The 14448-nt window shown below is 72.6% G+C and carries 16 protein-coding genes; 12 read left to right on the forward strand and 4 right to left on the reverse strand.

What is annotated here, in order from left to right; translation table 11 throughout:
- The 4 genes from ispG to GA0070213_RS13060 all read left to right on the forward strand — a co-directional run.
- A partial coding sequence (gene ispG, locus GA0070213_RS13045) for a flavodoxin-dependent (E)-4-hydroxy-3-methylbut-2-enyl-diphosphate synthase (RefSeq protein ID WP_091063152.1) occupies nucleotides 1-768 on the forward strand: 768 nt, incomplete at its 5' end.
- Between the two features lie 18 nt (nucleotides 769-786).
- Nucleotides 787-1896 (forward strand): acyl-CoA synthetase family protein, encoded by a 1110-nt coding sequence (locus tag GA0070213_RS13050; protein WP_091062456.1) that lies wholly within the window; start codon nucleotides 787-789, stop codon nucleotides 1894-1896.
- Between the two features lies 1 nt (nucleotide 1897).
- Nucleotides 1898-3286 (forward strand): phenylacetate--CoA ligase family protein, encoded by a 1389-nt coding sequence (locus GA0070213_RS13055; protein ID WP_091062458.1) that lies wholly within the window; start codon nucleotides 1898-1900, stop codon nucleotides 3284-3286.
- Between the two features lie 29 nt (nucleotides 3287-3315).
- Nucleotides 3316-4341: a TauD/TfdA family dioxygenase gene (locus GA0070213_RS13060; protein ID WP_091062460.1), complete on the forward strand. Its 1026-nt coding sequence runs from the start codon at nucleotides 3316-3318 to the stop codon at nucleotides 4339-4341.
- On the opposite strand, the gene GA0070213_RS13065 is transcribed toward GA0070213_RS13060, so the two are convergent.
- Entirely contained in the window at nucleotides 4311-5027 is a 717-nt protein-coding gene (locus GA0070213_RS13065) for a LuxR C-terminal-related transcriptional regulator (RefSeq protein ID WP_091062461.1), read from the reverse strand. The two genes, GA0070213_RS13060 and GA0070213_RS13065, sit on opposite strands and share 31 nt — an antisense overlap.
- A 328-nt stretch (nucleotides 5028-5355) precedes the next feature.
- Between GA0070213_RS13065 and GA0070213_RS13070 the strand changes: the two genes are divergently transcribed.
- A complete protein-coding gene (locus tag GA0070213_RS13070) occupies nucleotides 5356-6234 on the forward strand; it encodes a ScbA/BarX family gamma-butyrolactone biosynthesis protein (RefSeq protein WP_175441331.1) in 879 nt (292 codons plus the stop codon).
- On the opposite strand, the gene GA0070213_RS13075 is transcribed toward GA0070213_RS13070, so the two are convergent.
- A complete protein-coding gene (locus GA0070213_RS13075) occupies nucleotides 6215-6868 on the reverse strand; it encodes a ScbR family autoregulator-binding transcription factor (RefSeq protein ID WP_091062464.1) in 654 nt (217 codons plus the stop codon). The two genes, GA0070213_RS13070 and GA0070213_RS13075, sit on opposite strands and share 20 nt — an antisense overlap.
- Before the next feature lie 77 nt (nucleotides 6869-6945).
- On the opposite strand from GA0070213_RS13075, the gene GA0070213_RS13080 reads away from it, so the two are divergent.
- The gene (locus GA0070213_RS13080; protein ID WP_091062466.1) at nucleotides 6946-7860 is read left to right on the forward strand and encodes an NAD-dependent epimerase/dehydratase family protein; all 915 of its coding nucleotides are present in this window, start codon (nucleotides 6946-6948) and stop codon (nucleotides 7858-7860) included.
- Here GA0070213_RS13080 and GA0070213_RS13085 read toward each other — a convergent pair.
- Nucleotides 7854-9263, reverse strand: a complete 1410-nt coding sequence (locus tag GA0070213_RS13085; RefSeq protein ID WP_139128662.1) for a lasso peptide biosynthesis B2 protein — start codon at nucleotides 9261-9263, stop codon at nucleotides 7854-7856. The two genes, GA0070213_RS13080 and GA0070213_RS13085, sit on opposite strands and share 7 nt — an antisense overlap.
- A gap of 262 nt (nucleotides 9264-9525) precedes the next feature.
- Between GA0070213_RS13085 and GA0070213_RS31085 the strand changes: the two genes are divergently transcribed.
- Genes GA0070213_RS31085 through GA0070213_RS13105 form a run of 5 tightly spaced genes read left to right on the forward strand, consistent with a single transcriptional unit; the run spans nucleotide 9526 to nucleotide 12620 of the window.
- Nucleotides 9526-9681, forward strand: a complete 156-nt coding sequence (locus GA0070213_RS31085; RefSeq protein WP_139128663.1) for a lasso RiPP family leader peptide-containing protein — start codon at nucleotides 9526-9528, stop codon at nucleotides 9679-9681.
- Nucleotides 9682-9714: 33 nt separating this feature from the next.
- Entirely contained in the window at nucleotides 9715-10329 is a 615-nt protein-coding gene (locus GA0070213_RS13090) for an ABC transporter ATP-binding protein (RefSeq protein WP_091062470.1), read from the forward strand.
- Complete coding sequence (locus tag GA0070213_RS13095) at nucleotides 10326-11183, forward strand: ABC transporter permease (protein ID WP_091062471.1); 858 nt, start codon at nucleotides 10326-10328, stop codon at nucleotides 11181-11183. Before GA0070213_RS13090 ends, GA0070213_RS13095 begins: the two co-directional genes overlap by 4 nt.
- A 7-nt stretch (nucleotides 11184-11190) precedes the next feature.
- The gene (locus GA0070213_RS13100; protein ID WP_091062473.1) at nucleotides 11191-12345 is read left to right on the forward strand and encodes an asparagine synthase-related protein; all 1155 of its coding nucleotides are present in this window, start codon (nucleotides 11191-11193) and stop codon (nucleotides 12343-12345) included.
- Nucleotides 12342-12620: a PqqD family protein gene (locus GA0070213_RS13105; protein ID WP_091062475.1), complete on the forward strand. Its 279-nt coding sequence runs from the start codon at nucleotides 12342-12344 to the stop codon at nucleotides 12618-12620. Before GA0070213_RS13100 ends, GA0070213_RS13105 begins: the two co-directional genes overlap by 4 nt.
- Before the next feature lie 61 nt (nucleotides 12621-12681).
- Here GA0070213_RS13105 and GA0070213_RS13110 read toward each other — a convergent pair whose 3' ends face one another.
- Complete coding sequence (locus GA0070213_RS13110) at nucleotides 12682-13539, reverse strand: P-loop NTPase family protein (protein WP_175441332.1); 858 nt, start codon at nucleotides 13537-13539, stop codon at nucleotides 12682-12684.
- A 105-nt stretch (nucleotides 13540-13644) separates the two neighbouring features.
- Between GA0070213_RS13110 and GA0070213_RS13115 the strand changes: the two genes are divergently transcribed.
- On the forward strand, nucleotides 13645-14415 hold the full coding sequence (locus GA0070213_RS13115; RefSeq protein WP_175441333.1) for a L,D-transpeptidase family protein: 771 nt from the start codon (nucleotides 13645-13647) through the stop codon (nucleotides 14413-14415).
- Nucleotides 14416-14448: the final 33 nt, after the last annotated feature.

The raw sequence follows: 14448 nt of genomic DNA on the forward strand, positions 1-14448 counted from the left end.
GGGGATGCGGGGGTGCCGATCCGGATCGGGGTGAACGCCGGTTCGTTGGACAAGCGGCTGTTGGCCAAGTACGGGCGGGCCACGGCTGAGGCGTTGGTGGAGTCGGCGTTGTGGGAGTGCTCGTTGTTCGAGGAGCACGGTTTCCGCGACATCAAGATCTCGGTGAAGCACAACGACCCGGTGGTGATGATCCGCGCCTACCGGCAGCTCGCCGAGCGGTGCGACTATCCGCTGCACCTGGGTGTGACGGAGGCGGGTCCGGCGTTTCAGGGCACGATCAAGTCGGCGGTGGCGTTCGGGGCGCTGCTGGCCGAGGGGATCGGCGACACGATCCGGGTGTCGCTGTCCGCGCCGCCGGTGGAGGAGATCAAGGTCGGTAACCAGATCCTGGAGTCGCTGGGTCTGCGCGAGCGTGGCCTGGAGATCGTGTCCTGTCCGTCCTGCGGTCGGGCCCAGGTGGACGTCTACAAGTTGGCCGAGGAGGTCACCGCCGGCCTGGAGGGGCTGCCGGTGCCGCTGCGGGTGGCGGTGATGGGTTGCGTGGTCAACGGTCCGGGTGAGGCCCGCGAGGCCGACCTGGGTGTCGCCTCGGGCAACGGCAAGGGTCAGATCTTCGTCAAGGGCAAGGTCGTCAAGACCGTTCCCGAGGCGCAGATCGTGGAGACCCTGATCGAGGAGGCGCTGCGCATCGCCGACGAGATGGGCGCCGAGATCCCCGAAGAACTACGCGAGCTGCTGCCCGGCGGCGCCACCGTCACCGTGCACTGAACCCCTCAAGGAGAATCGATGACCACGTCGTTCGGCACCACCTCGCCGCTGGACCGCCCCTGGGACGAGCCCCTCGCGGCCGAGGAGCTCATCGCGGCGGCGATGGAGTGGCACTTCGACCCCAGCACCGGCTCGCCCTTCTGGCTGGACCAGGCGAAGAGCTTCGACTTCGACCCCCGCGCCGACGTCCGGTCGATCGCGGACCTGACGATGTTCCCGAACATCGTGGACCAGCTGCGCGACGTACCGGTCCGCGACCTGATCCCCCGCGGTTACGGGGACGACTACGTCCAGCCCCTCGTCGCCGAGAGCGGCGGCACCACCGGCCCGCCCAAGCGCCTGATGTGGATGGCCGAGACGCTCGAGCAGGCGACGGCCTGGCACGCGGCCGGGCTGGCCCAGCACGGCGCGATCCGGCGCGGCGGGGACTGGCTCTGCATGGGCCCCACCGACCCGCACATGGCCGGGCACCTGATCCGCGCCACCGCGGCGAAGTTCCACGCGATGTGCTTCCTGCTCGACCTCGACCCCCGCTGGGTGAAGCGACTGATCGCCCGGGGCGCCACCGACGAGGTCGCGCAGTACGTCGAGCACGTCGTCGACCAGGCCGAGTGGATCCTGCGGAGCCAGGACATCTCGGTGTTCTACAGCACTCCCCCGCTGCTCGACGCGCTCTGCCGCCGGAGCGGCATGGTCGAGCTGATCAACGAGCGGGTGGACGTGATCGGCTGGGGCGGCACGAAGATGGACATCGAGGCCCGCAACCGGTACCAGCGTGACGTCTTTCCCGGCGTCCGGTTCATCGGTGGTTACGCGAGCACGATGATCGTCGGCGGCATCGTCGAACGCGCCGGCGGTTCCGGCGAGGACGCGGCGATCTTCGACCCGCCCTCCCCGGTGACGATCTTCTCGGTGATCGACCCGGCCACCGGCGAGAACGTGCCCTACGGGGAGCGGGGGCAGGTGCTCCAGCACCACATCAGCCGCGGGCTGCTGCTGCCCAACAACCTGGAGCGTGACTCCGCCATCCGCCTGCCGCACCCCCGCAACAGCGGTGGCGACTCCATCGCCGACGTGCAGCCGGTGACGGAGTTCTCCGGCAAGCCGGTCGTCGAGGGCGTGTACTGACATGGCGGAGAGCATCGGCTGGCTGCTGCGCGACATGCGCCGGGCCCGCAAGGGCGGACCGGAGGCCGTCGCCCGGCGCCAGCGCGCGCGGCTCAGCCGGCTGGTGGCGCACGCGCGGGCCCGCTCGCCCTACTACCGGGAGCTCTACCGGGGGCTGCCCGACGAAGTGGACGACGTCCGCCGGCTGCCCACCACCGACAAGCGCACGCTGATGGCGAACTTCGACCGGTGGTGCACCGACCGGCGGGTCACCCTGGATCTCGCCCGGGACTTCATCGACGACCCGTCCCGGGTCGGCCAGCCGTTCCTGGACTCCTACCGGGTGGGAACCAGTTCGGGCAGCAGCGGCGTCCGCGGGATCTTCCTGTTCGACGACCGGAGCACCGCGGTCACCAGCGCGATGGCCCTGCGCGCCTTCGGCCGCTGGCTGCGCTGGCCGGACGCCGCCCGCATCCTCGCCGGCGGCGCGCGGGCGGCCACGATCCTCGCCACCGGGGGGCACTTCGGTTCGTCGACGGTGCTTCCGCGGCGTCCCGACGGTCGCCGGGTGGGCGAGGACCGGCTCCGGGTCTTCTCCGTCTTCTCCCCGCTGCCGGAGCTGGTGGCGCAGCTGAACGAGTTCCGTCCCCACGTCCTGATCGGCTACGCGGGCCAGCTCGCCCTGCTCGCCGGCGAGCAGGAGGCCGGCCGGCTGCGGATCCGACCGACTCTCGTGGTGCTCGGCGCCGAGGGCCTCTCCGCCCAGGGCTACCGACGCATCGCGTCGGTCTTCCGGGCCCGGATCGGCAACGGCTACGGCGCCTGCGAGTTCATGTCGACGGCCGCCAGTTGTCCGGAGAGCTGGCTGCACGTCAACAGCGACTGGGTGGTCGTCGAGCCGGTCGACCGGGACCACCGGCCCGTCGCCCCGGGCGAGGTGTCCCACACCGTGCTGATCACCAACCTCGCGAACGAGGTGCAGCCGGTGCTCCGCTACGACCTCGGGGACTCGTTGCTCCTGCGTCCGGACCCGTGTCCCTGCGGTGACCCGTTCCCGGCGATCAGGGCGCAGGGCCGGGCGAGCGACCCGCTGGTGTTCGAGGACGGTCACGGCGGCCAGGTGCCGGTCGCCCCGGTGGCGTTGGCCGGCGTCATCGACCGAGCGCCCGGGCTGGAGTTGGCGCAGGTCCACCAGACCTCGCCACGCAGCCTCAGCGTCCGCATGCGTACCGCCCACCACGCCGACCCGACCGAGCTTCGACTCCTCGTGCACGGCGAGATCCAGACGTTCCTCCAGGCCCATCAGCTCCCGGACATCGAGGTGACGTGGAGCGACGAGCCGCCCGAGCAGTCCGCCGGCGGCAAGTATCGCCTGATCATCCCGTTCGCCGGTGAGCTGGACAAGTCCTGACCGGTGGGACGGAAGAAGGAGAGTTGCACGTGACCCACGCGTCGTTGGCCGACCAGGCCGTAGATGACCGATCCGACAGTGCGTCGGGATACACGCTGTCCCCGCACGAGGTCGACCAGGTGGCGCTGGTGGTGGAGCGGTTGCGGTCGAGAGTGTCCGAGGTCGACCGGCCCGAGACGGTGACCGCCGCCCAACTGCTCCACGGTCACCTGCCGGAGGGGCTGCTCCGGGCCCTGGAGCACTTCCGCCGCTACGGCAACCCGGACGGCGGCCTGACCATCCGGAACCTGCCGCTACCGGCCGACCTTCCGCCGACTCCCCAGGCCGTCAACTCGGTGGCGGTGGAGTGCACCACGTCGGCCGCCCTGCTCCTGCTGCTGATGTCACGGATGGGCGACCCCATCTCGTACGCCGAGGAGAAGCACGGCGCGCTGATCCACGACATCTGCCCCGTCCCCGGGGAGGAGGATCAGCAGCAGAACACCGGGGCGGTCTACTTCAAGCTGCACACCGAGAACGCCTTCCACGTCAGCCGACCGGATTTCCTCGGCCTGCTGTGCCTGCGGCCTGACCACGACCAGCGGGCGGCCTCCATCACCAGCTCGATCAGCCGGGCGGTGCGGCTGCTCGACCCGGTCGACGACGCGGTGCTGCGGCAGCCGAGATTCCGCACCCGGCTCGCGCCGTCGTTCTGCCGCGGCCAGGTGAGCCGGCCCTATCTCGACCCGGCGCCGGTGCTGGCCGGCAGCCCGGCCCACCCGTTGCTCACCGTCGACTTCGACGACACCGCGCCGTGCGACCCGCAGGCCGAGGCGGCGTTGGACGCCCTGCACACCGCACTGCAGGCCGTCCGCCGCGAAGCGGTGCTGCTCAGCGGCGACCTGGTCATCATCGACAACTCCACCACTGTCCACGGTCGGAGCGAGTTCACTCCCCGCTACGACGGTGCGGACCGTTGGCTCCAGCGGATGTTCGTGGTGCGGTCGCTGCGTAACGCCCTGGACCTGCTCGACCCGGCGGGAAGTTACCGGTGCAGGGCCCTCGCGGTGCCGTGATCCGGGTCCGGCGCCTCGGCCGGCGGTTGCGTACGCTGCGGCGAGTAGAAGCGTGAGCGGTATGCCACCGCGACCGCCTCGCCGCGGCTACGGACCCCCAACTTGCGCAACAGCCGGGACACGTAGGCGCGCACGGTGGCGGTGGTGACGGACATGGCCGTGGCGATCTCCTCGGTGGACTCGCCGTTGGCGAGCCGCTGGAGGGTCTCGCGTTCCCTCGGCAGCAGGGCGCGGATCACGTCCGACCGGCTGGGCCCGTCGTAGGTGTTGTCGAAGCAGCCGGCCAGGTATCCGATCATCTGCCGGGCGAGCGGCGCCGAGACGAAGGCGTTGCCCGCCTCGGCGGCTCCGAGCGCCTGCGGCAGGTCGTTGGCGAGCCGGTCGCGCAGCACGTAGCCACTGGCCCCGCCACTCATGCCATGCCAGACCGTGGAGCCGCTGCCGTTGACCGCGACCACCACCAGCGCCGCTTCGGTGCGGTCGATCAGCTCGCCGACCGTGCGTCGATCGTCGGTGAGCAGGGTGCTGGACAGCACCAGTACGTCCGGTCGGCGCTGCCGGACCGAGTCGGTCGCCTGCCCCAGGCTCTCTCCTTCGCCGATCACGTCGTGGTCCGTGAGGTTGTCCACCACCTTGCGGATCAGCCTGCGTCCCATGGCGTCGGAGTCCGCAATGATCACCTGCATCGATAGCCTCGCTCAGTCGTGCTCCCCCGTGGGAGACATCGGACGGGTCATGCGTGGACGATGCTTGAAATAAAAAACCGACCGCCCGGTTTTGTCAACTGTGTGACCTCAATTGATCACCGTGCGTCACGACGGTCCATCCGTGCGCCGGTCGGTGCCGTCGACGGGATTCGTCGAACGGAGCCGCCGTCGACTGGTAAGAAGACCGTCCGGTCGGTATTATTCTTCGAGGTTCGTGGATGGATGACGGGGGAAGACGATGAGTCGCCAGGTCGATGCCCTACGCCTCACCACACCGGAAATCGCACCATCTCCCACCATTCCGCCGGTGTCCTACGAGTCCACCGTTCCGCGACGACTCGTCCATCGCGCGGCGGTCTCGGAGGTGTTGCTGACGAGTTGGCACCGCACCGGGGACGACGCTTTTGTCTGTGGCGCGCAGTGGCCTGCGGGGCACCGTTTGTACGCCCCCGCCGGGAATGCATTCGACACGCTCGTCATCATCGAGACCGTGCGCCAGGCCGGAATTCTGGTCAGTCACGAGGGCTACGGCATTCCCCGGCACAATCCCTTCATCATGCAGCGGCTGCGGTGGCGACGCGAGGCCGCGCTCCTCCGCGGCTCCGACAGCCCGTTCAACAGCGCCGTGACGGTGCGGATCGCCGACGCGCGCGTTCGGCCGGGCGGCACGGCCGCCATCCGCTTCGAGTTCGAGGTGCACCGCGGCCGGCGGTGCCTGGCCACCGCCACCGGCTGGGCCCGGTGCGTCACCCCGGCCACCTACCAGCGGCTTCGATGGGGCGACCGGACACCGGGGTCGACGCGGCCCCGCCCGCTGGCGGCGGCCGAGCCCACCGCTGTCGGCCGCGCCGATCCACGCGACGTGGTGGTCGCCCTGCCGGACGGCGACCACGGCGCGGAACTGCGGGTGCCGGCCGACCACCCGGTCTTCTTCGATCACCCGCTCGACCACGTGCCCGGCATGATGATCTACGAGGCGATGCGGCAGGCCGCCTCGCTGGCCGCGAAGAGACCGCTGTCCATGGTGGGCGGCACCGCCGACTTCACCTATTTCATCGACATCGACCAGCCCTGCCACGTGACCACCACGTTCGAAACGGGAGGCGAGGCGCTGGAAGCAGCCGTCCAATTCACCCAGAATGGACGTGTCGCGGCAAACGGCTCCGTCACACTGGCTGAGCGCTGAACTGCGAGCGGGTTTCCGCCGCAACGTCGAGGAAATACCCCAGTCTCGGTTCGGAAACCAACGCGGGCAGCAGCAGTTGCCACATCTGGGTGACCGCATCGTTCAATTTGGGCCGCTCATCGAGCACGTGGGCCAACAATTGGAGACCGGTGAATGAACCCACGATGTAGTGCGCGACGGCGGCCACATCCATCTCCGCCCTGATGTCCGACTCCTCGACGGCCCGATCCAACAGGTCCCTGGTCATGGCGATCCAGTCGAGATATGGAGTAGTCCCGCCGTGTTCGAACGAACCCCGCTCCAGCGTCAGCCGAATGCCACCGCGGATCACCGGATCACTGATCATCTGGGCGGCCAGGGCATGGGACAGCCTGATCATCGAGGTCAGGGCGGGATTCTCCGGCGCGGCGGCCGACTCGGCGATCCTCATCCAGGTGACGTGTTGGAGCTCCACCACCGCCTGCGCCAACTCCGACTTGGACCCGAAGTGGAAGTACAACGCGCCCTTGGTGACCCCGGCCGTGGTGATGATGTCCCCGAGGCTCGCCGTGTCGTAGCCGTACCTGTCGAACACGTCCGCAGCAGCCGCCAGGATCGCCGATCGCGTCTGCTCAGCTCGCGCCTGCTTCGCCATGGGCGAGATTTTAGGCATTCACCTGGTGGGACGGCCACGGCCGAAGGGTTGCCGACCGCCGGGCCGACGGGGGCGAGATGCGTCATCGGGTCCTTCTGACCGGGTCGACCGGGTTCGTCGGTTCGGCCGTCCTGGCGGTCCTGCTCCGACGCGCGGCGGTCGACGTCCGCGTCCTGCGGCGTCCCGGGCGCGCCGTGTCGCCTCCCGTGACCGTGACGGTCGTCCGGGGGGACCTCGCCGAACCCGCGACGCTCGCGGGCGCCTGCGCGGGGGTCGACGTCGTCATCCATGCCGCGTCGTACGTGGGGCCGGACGCGCGTCGCTGCGCCGTGGTCAACGACCTGGGCACGGCGGCCCTGGCCCGGGCCGCGACCGAAGCCGGTGTACGCCGTCTGGTCTACGTCAGCACCGCGTCCGTCTACGGTCCCGGGCCGCACCGCGGCGCGGCCGAAGGTGTGCTGGCGACGGCGCCCGCCTCACCGACGAGTGCCAGCCGCCTCGCCGCCGAGGGGTGGGTCGGCTCCGCCGGAGGGCTGGTACTCCGCCCGCATCTCGTCTACGGGGCCGGCGACCGCTGGGTTCTGCCCGGGCTCGCGGCCCTGCTCGCGGGACCCGGCCTGATCGAGAACGGCGACGCGCTCATGTCCATGATCGACGTACACGATCTCGCCCGGGTCACGGTGGCGCTGGCACTCGACCGGATCGACGCGCCGACCGCCCCGGTCTACCACGCGAACCACCCGCGGCCGATCAGTCTGGGCGACGCCCTCGCCGCGCTCGCCGGACGGCTGGATGTCGCCCTGCCGCGCGGCTCCCTGTCCCGCACCGCCGCCCGGACGCGCCTTCCGCACCTGCCCGACCGGTTGATCGAGCTGGCCGCGGTGGACCACTGGTACGACTCGACCGCGGTGTGGCGGGACGCCGGTATCCCGCCCGGCCCTCCGGCGGACCGGGGCCTGGCCGACGGGGCCGGCGGCGACCGCCGTCAGTGAGCCGCCCGGCCGCCGCCGGCCAACCAGCCGGGCGGTGTCGGCCGGCGGGTCAGTTCCATCATGGACTGCTGCTCGGCGTCGGTCTCGCCGTCGAGCCAGGCGTGTGCGCGGAACCCTTCGCTGGGTGCGGTCACGCCGATCACCAGCGTCCGGGCGATCCGCTGGCTCGCGTACCAGCGTTGCAGGACCAGGCTGCGCTCGATGCAGTTCGCCCTGGTCCGGTGCAGCGCCCCGAGCACGACGTGCCGGTGTCCGCCCGCGGTCGCCGGCGGCGGGGGCAGCCGGACGGCGTCCAGGCGGCGGCGGGGGAGCTGCCGGCGGAGCAGGCGCACGGCGCGGGCCGTCCACAGTGCGGTGCGCAGCGCCGGCAGGCCGTCCCGCCGGACCAGCCGGACCAGCGCGCCCGGCAGGGGCGACCGGCGGCCGGTGGGAGGCGGCGGGATGCCGGCGAGCGGTAGGGCGCCCGCCGGTGGGCGCCGGTCGGACGCGGCCTCCTCGGCGATCCGGCGGCCCGCCCGGCGCAGTTCGGGCACCGCCCGCGGCACTCGGCCGACGTGCCGGCCGAATCGCAGGACCCGGGCCAGCAGCAGGCCGTGCCACCCGCGCCGGGCCAGCGGGACGGTGTATCTCATCTCCGCCGCCGTCGGGTAGAGCCGGCGCGCCAGGTATCCCAGCCGGGCTCGGACGGTGGGCAGCTCGGCGAGGCGCGCGAGGCCCAGCGCGACGGACGAACCCCGGCGGGCCCGGAGCCACAGGGTCGAACTGGCCGGCCGATCCAGGTCCAACGCCGTCGCCCGCTCGGCGCCGGCCGGATCGGCACGCAGCCCGACCGCGAAGAGCAGCGTCGCGTCGATCCGTTCCGCCAGGTCGGCGGCCGCCCGCCAGACGGGGGCCGGAAACACCTCCAGCGCCCGGGCCAGGTCCGCCCGCGGTCCGGCGGAGCTTCCGGGTACGGCGGCGTGCAGCGCGACCAGCAGCGCGGTGGCCGTGGCGCCGGGCACGAGGACCGTCCCGCCCGCGAGCGCGAACGGCTCGGCCGAGGCGTGCAGCTCGGCCCAGAGAGCCTCCCGGTCGCCCACGCCGTGGAAGCCGCGGTGCAGGTCGACGGTGAGCGCGACGGGCCCCGGCAGGTGCCAGGGCCGTTCGTAGGCGGCCGGATCGTCCGGGAGCGGACTGTGCCAGCCGAGGCCGGCCAGCACCCGCTGCGCCGGGTGGAACGCCCCGGGGGCGACCAGCAGGTCGATGTCGCTGTAGACCCGCCGTCCCCACAGGCCGAGCCGGTGGGCCAGCCCCGGCCCCTTGAGCAGGAGGGCCGGTATGCCCTGGTCGGCGAGCGCGGCGCAGACCGCCACGGCGGTGGCGTCGAGGGCGAGGCATCGGGCGGACCGGGAGATCGTGGTCACGGCGACGCACCGGCCGTCCGCGCGCCGTCGACGCACCCTCGTGGTGCGAGTTCCCCGTTCACGCCCTGACAACGACCGGTCCCGGCACGGGATGCGGGTGATGGCCGGTGGCGGTGCACCGGCACCCGGACGGGGAGGGTCGGGGGTCCCCGATGGAGTGAAAGAAGCGTGGGGTTAGTCCGCTTTTACCAATTTTGGAGGGAAGTGTCTGACTGCTCGTTACGGTCGCCACACAACCCTTGAGCACACACGGAGGTACGTCATGCAGCACGTCGCACACGACCAGCCGGCGTCGACCGAGGACGTCTATCAGCCGCCCACCGTGCAGCGGCTCGGCACCCTCGCGGAGCTGACGCTCGGCACCGGCCCCGAGGAGTCGGACGGCAACGACACCGGGAGTGACGTCGGCCAGCCCTGACCTCGTCTCCCGCGACCCGACGGAAGGCTCCTCATGCTCGAACTGCGACAGGCCGGCCGACGGTTCGGCCGGCGCTGGGTCTTCGCCGGGTTCGACCTGTCGCTGCCGGCCGGACACCGGGCGCTGCTGACCGGGCCCAACGGGGCCGGCAAGACCACCGTGCTCCGCTGCCTGGCCGGCACGCTCGCGCTGAGCGCCGGGCGCGCCACCGTCGCCGGCCATCCGGTCGGCACGACGGCCGCCCGGCGTCTCACCGGGGTCTGCCTCGCGCCGGAGCAGGGGCTCTACGAAGAGCTGTCGGCCCGGGAGAACGTGGCGCTGGTGGCCCGGATCCGCCTCGGTCGACGGGCGGCCGCCGCGGCGGTGTCCCGCGTCGAGGAGGAACTCGACATCGGCGGCTACGCCACCGTGCCGGTCAGCCGCTGCTCGGCCGGGATGCGGTCCCGGGTGAGCATCGCCCGCGCGCTGGTCGGCGACCCCGCCCTGCTCGTCCTCGACGAGCCGGACCGGTCGCTCGACGCCCACTCGCGCGCCCGGCTGTGGGAGGCCCTCGACCGACGCGCGGGCCTGACCTGCGTGGTCGTCTCGCACCACAGAGACCGGCGCGACCGGGGCTACCGGGAGATCACGCTCGGGGCGGCCGGATGACCGATGTCGTCCGCACCCGACCCGCGCCGTCGCGCCGGGAACCGGTCGCCGGCGGCGCGTCCGTGGGCGGCGCCCTGTTCGCCCTCGCCACCAGGGACCTCGGCGGCCGGCGGGCACTGCGCTGGCCGCTGCTGCTGGATCTCGCGTTCGGCGTGGTGAACCTGCTCGTCTACCTGTTCATCTCGCGGGTCGTCGCACCGGCCCGCGGGCACCCGGCGCTCGCGTCCGGCAGCTATTTCGACTTCGTCGCCGTGGGCATCGTCTTCATGCTCGTCATCCAGGCCGGCACCTCGCACGTGACCAAGCGGGTCGCCCGCGAACAGCGCAGCGGCACCCTGGAGATGCTGGCCGCCCAGCCGCTGTCGAGTTCGACGCTGGCCGTCGGGTTGGCCCTCCACCCGCTCTTCTTCGCGCTGGCCCGCGCGCTGGTCTACCTCGGCCTGCTCGCCGCCTTCTTCCACCTCGACGTCGGACGCGCCGACTGGTGGGGCGTCGCCGTCCTGCTGACGTTGAGCAGCGCCGCCGTGCTGGGGGTCGGCATCGCGCTGGCCGCGTTCGGCGTCGCGGTCGGCCACGGCGAGATCACCGCGAGTCTGGTGACGGTCGGGCTGGCGTTCGTGTCCGGCACCTACTTCCCGGTCAGCGCGCTCCCGGGTCCGCTGCCCGACCTCACCGCCGTGCTGCCGACCCGCATCGCGCTGGACGGGCTGCGCGCGGCTGTCGCCGGCGAGCCGTGGGCCGGCTCGGCGGGGGCGCTGCTGCTGAGCGCCGTGCTGCTGCTTCCGCTGTCCTGCTGGGCCTTCGGGCAGGCGCTACGAATCGGTGCCCGCCGGGGCACCCTGACCCGCGAGTGAGGCATCCATGCTGCGTCCCACATCCCGCGACATCGCCGCCGGCCTGGTGATCGGCCAACTGCCCCCGGCGCACCCGACCACCGCCCGAGGCTCGGCTGCCGACCCGCTGGCCGCGCTGGAGGCGGCGGTCCTGCCCGCGCTCCGCCGAACGCCGTGCGTACTCAGCTTCTCCGGCGGGCTGGACTCGTCGCTGGTGCTGGCCGTGGCCGTCCGGGTGGCGCGACGCGAGGGACTGCCCGACCCGATCCCGGCCACCTGGCGGTTCACCGACGCGCCCCGCGCCGAGGAGTCGCCCTGGCAGGAACGGGTGATCCGGGCGGTGGGCGTGTCCGACTGGCAGATCCTGCGGGCCGACGACGACCTGGACCTGGTGGGCCCGGTGGCGCGCCGGCTGCTGCACCGCCACGGCCTGCTCGCCCCGGCCAACCAGCACCTGCACCTGCCCGTCGTCGAGTTGGCCGCCGGTGGGTCGATGCTCACCGGCATCGGCGGTGACCAGATCCTGGCCGGCTGGCGCCGGCCACTGCGGATGCGGCTACGCGGACGGTTGGGGCGGCTGCGCCGCCGGGCCCTGGGGCGGGGGCGGCACACCCCATCACCGCAACTCGCCTGGCTGAGGCCGCAGGCCGCCGCGCAGATCCGGCGGGCCACCCGGGAGTGGCAGCGGGCCGAGCCGCACCGGCTCCACGACCGGATGGAGTTCCACACGCGCAGCCGGTCCCGGCTGCTCAACCTCTCCTCGCTCGCCGCGATCGGCGCCGACCACGACGTCCTGCCCGTCCACCCCCTCTTCGACGAGGGATTCCAGGCCGCGCTGGCCGCGCGCCACGGGCACCGGCGCGACCCCACCCGCCAGAGCCTGCTGGCCGCGATCAGCGGCGACGCGCTGCCCCCGGAGATCACCGCACAGCGCCGCAAGGCCTCCTTCAACGACGTCTTCCTGCGGACGCCCACCCGGGAGTTCGTCCGTGGGTGGGACGGCACCGGCGTCGACGCGGACCTGGTCGACCCGGACCGGTTGCGCGCGGTCTGGTCCGGCGAGCGGATCCCGTGGCGCACCGCACTGCTCGTGCAGCATCTCTGGCTGCGCGCCAACCCGCCCGGGCCGGCGTCCGCCGTGCCGCCGGCCCGGGCCACCGACGACCGGGAGGTCACGGCATGACTCAGCAGGACACCGCGTACCGGGTCGACAGCACCCGGGTCACCTGGCGGGAGACGGGCGAGGAGGCGGTGCTGCTCGACCTCCAGGAGTCCGTCTACTTCGGACTGGACCGGTCCGGGGCGCTGCTCTGGCGTCGACTGGTCGGCGGGGCCACCACCGAGGATCTGGTCGACACCCTGGTCGGCGACGGTGCGGTGGACCGGGCGCGGGCCCGCGCCGACGTGACCGCCTTCCTCGCCGACCTGGGCCGGTACGGCCTGACCCGGGCGGCCTGATCGGAGCGTGTCCGGGCTCGGTCGGCCGGCCCGGCGGCCGGGACCGCCGGGCCGGGCCCGCTCAGACCGGGACCTCGGCCCGGGCCGCGCCGAGGTGCTGGTCGAGCAGGCTCCAGGTCCGGTCCAGCGCGGACCAGTCCTTCGGCCGGCCGAGGTCCCACGCGGGCAGGGTGGCGATCCCGAGCACCGCCGTCGGGTCCGAGGGCAGCCAGGACCAGGACCGCGCAGCGGCGAGCCGGGTCAGCAGTTCCCGGCCGGGCACCGGTCGCATCGTCACCTCGTCGGACCAGCGCAGGAAGAGCCAGCCACCGAGCCTGGTCCGGGCCGGCGCCGGCGGCAGGGGGACCCGCAACCGGGATCCGAAGCGCACCGTGCGGCGGACCGGATCCAAGCCCGGCACCGGTTGCCGCAGGTCGACGCAGCGTGGGCCGACGTGCACCTGCCCGTCGTCGACGACCAGGATGTCGTCGCTGAGCACCGGCACACCCCGCGCCGACAGCGCCGCGAGCAGGCTGGACTTCCCGGCGGTACGCGGACCGATGACCGCCCAGGCGAGCCCGGCGTGCACGAACGCGCCGCTGTGGAACGTGTCCCGGCCGGCCCAGCGGTTGAAGACCGTCGCCACCGGCGCGAGGTAGGGATGGGCGAGCACGTCGGACGGGACCGGCTCGCCGTGGTAGGTGGCGGTGCCCCGGGTGCGGTCGGCGACGAAGGTGCGGCCGCTGGGCATCAGCAGGACGCCGTACCGGTCGCTCATCGGCACCGGCTCGGGCACCGGGCCGGGGGGTGCCTGCCGGACGTGCACCGGTATCTGGTCGGGCAGGGTGGGGTCGTACTCGGGCAGCTCGTCGACGTCGTCGAGGCCGTGCACGTGCAGGCCGTAGACCGACCGCCCTTCCGTTCCCTCTGCCCGTTCCATACCGGGCTCAACGAATCATCCTCCGGCGGGGTGCGACGTGTCCGCGGGCGTGGCCGGTCGGTTCACGGGGCACCGGGACGGCGTACCCGGTGGGAGGATCGGCCCATGAAGCGGAGATCCCTGATCATCGGCGCGGCGGCCGGCGTCGCCACCCCCCTCGTCGCCGGCGCGGCGCCGGCCGCGGCGGCGTCCCCCGGCGTCGGCACCGGCCCGACCCGCCCGCGGCCAGGGGTCTCGCTGGCGGGCAACAAGGCGAGCCGACTCACCACCCTGCCGGCGGCCACCCGGCAGGTGGTGGTCGTGACGGCGGCCAGCTGGACGACCAGCTACGCCACCCTGGAGACGTTCGCGAAGGTGGACGGGCGGTGGACGCCGGTCTCCGCGGCGCTGTCCGCCCGGATCGGGTCGAAGTTCTTCAGCGACCACCACGTCGAGGGCGTCCCCACCACGCCGACCGGTGTCTACGCGTTCGGCCCGACGCTCTACGGCATCGCCGCGAACCCGGGCGTCAGATACCCCTACCACCGGGTCGTGACGAACGACTGGTGGAACGAGAACCCGAAGTCGTCCGCCTACAACACGTTCCAGCACCGGGCGACCAACCCCGGCGGCTACAGCGAGGCGCTGTGGAAGGAGAAGCCCGCCTACACGCACTTCGCCGTGATCACCTACAACATGGCGCCGAACGTGTCGAAGCCGGTGCCGAACGCGGGCAGCGGGATCTTCCTGCACGAGTTCAGCAGGACGCCGTCCGGTCCCACCGCCGGCTGCGTCAGCCTGTCGCACGCCGACCTGGTGCGCGTGCTCCGGTGGCTCGACCCGGCGGCCCAGCCGCGCATCGTGATGTGCCCGCTGGACAGTCTCGGCCGCTACTGACCGGCAGGCCCGGCGCGGAGGTCGGTCCTCCGC

Origin of the sequence: Micromonospora humi (assembly GCF_900090105.1) — a bacterium.
Lineage (GTDB): Bacteria > Actinomycetota > Actinomycetes > Mycobacteriales > Micromonosporaceae > Micromonospora > Micromonospora humi.

What these genes read in the sequence shown, in the direction of transcription:
- GA0070213_RS13110 (WP_175441332.1), bottom strand. Translation starts at nt 13,539, where the DNA reads ATGGAACGGGCAGAGGGAACGGAAGGGCGGTCGGTCTACGGCCTGCAC.
- GA0070213_RS13095 (WP_091062471.1), top strand. Translation starts at nt 10,326, where the DNA reads ATGACCGATGTCGTCCGCACCCGACCCGCGCCGTCGCGCCGGGAACCG.
- GA0070213_RS13075 (WP_091062464.1), bottom strand. Translation starts at nt 6,868, where the DNA reads ATGGCGAAGCAGGCGCGAGCTGAGCAGACGCGATCGGCGATCCTGGCG.
- GA0070213_RS13115 (WP_175441333.1), top strand. Translation starts at nt 13,645, where the DNA reads ATGAAGCGGAGATCCCTGATCATCGGCGCGGCGGCCGGCGTCGCCACC.
- GA0070213_RS13090 (WP_091062470.1), top strand. Translation starts at nt 9,715, where the DNA reads ATGCTCGAACTGCGACAGGCCGGCCGACGGTTCGGCCGGCGCTGGGTC.
- GA0070213_RS13050 (WP_091062456.1), top strand. Translation starts at nt 787, where the DNA reads ATGACCACGTCGTTCGGCACCACCTCGCCGCTGGACCGCCCCTGGGAC.
- GA0070213_RS13105 (WP_091062475.1), top strand. Translation starts at nt 12,342, where the DNA reads ATGACTCAGCAGGACACCGCGTACCGGGTCGACAGCACCCGGGTCACC.
- GA0070213_RS13100 (WP_091062473.1), top strand. Translation starts at nt 11,191, where the DNA reads ATGCTGCGTCCCACATCCCGCGACATCGCCGCCGGCCTGGTGATCGGC.
- GA0070213_RS13065 (WP_091062461.1), bottom strand. Translation starts at nt 5,027, where the DNA reads ATGCAGGTGATCATTGCGGACTCCGACGCCATGGGACGCAGGCTGATC.
- GA0070213_RS13080 (WP_091062466.1), top strand. Translation starts at nt 6,946, where the DNA reads ATGCGTCATCGGGTCCTTCTGACCGGGTCGACCGGGTTCGTCGGTTCG.
- GA0070213_RS31085 (WP_139128663.1), top strand. Translation starts at nt 9,526, where the DNA reads ATGCAGCACGTCGCACACGACCAGCCGGCGTCGACCGAGGACGTCTAT.
- GA0070213_RS13055 (WP_091062458.1), top strand. Translation starts at nt 1,898, where the DNA reads ATGGCGGAGAGCATCGGCTGGCTGCTGCGCGACATGCGCCGGGCCCGC.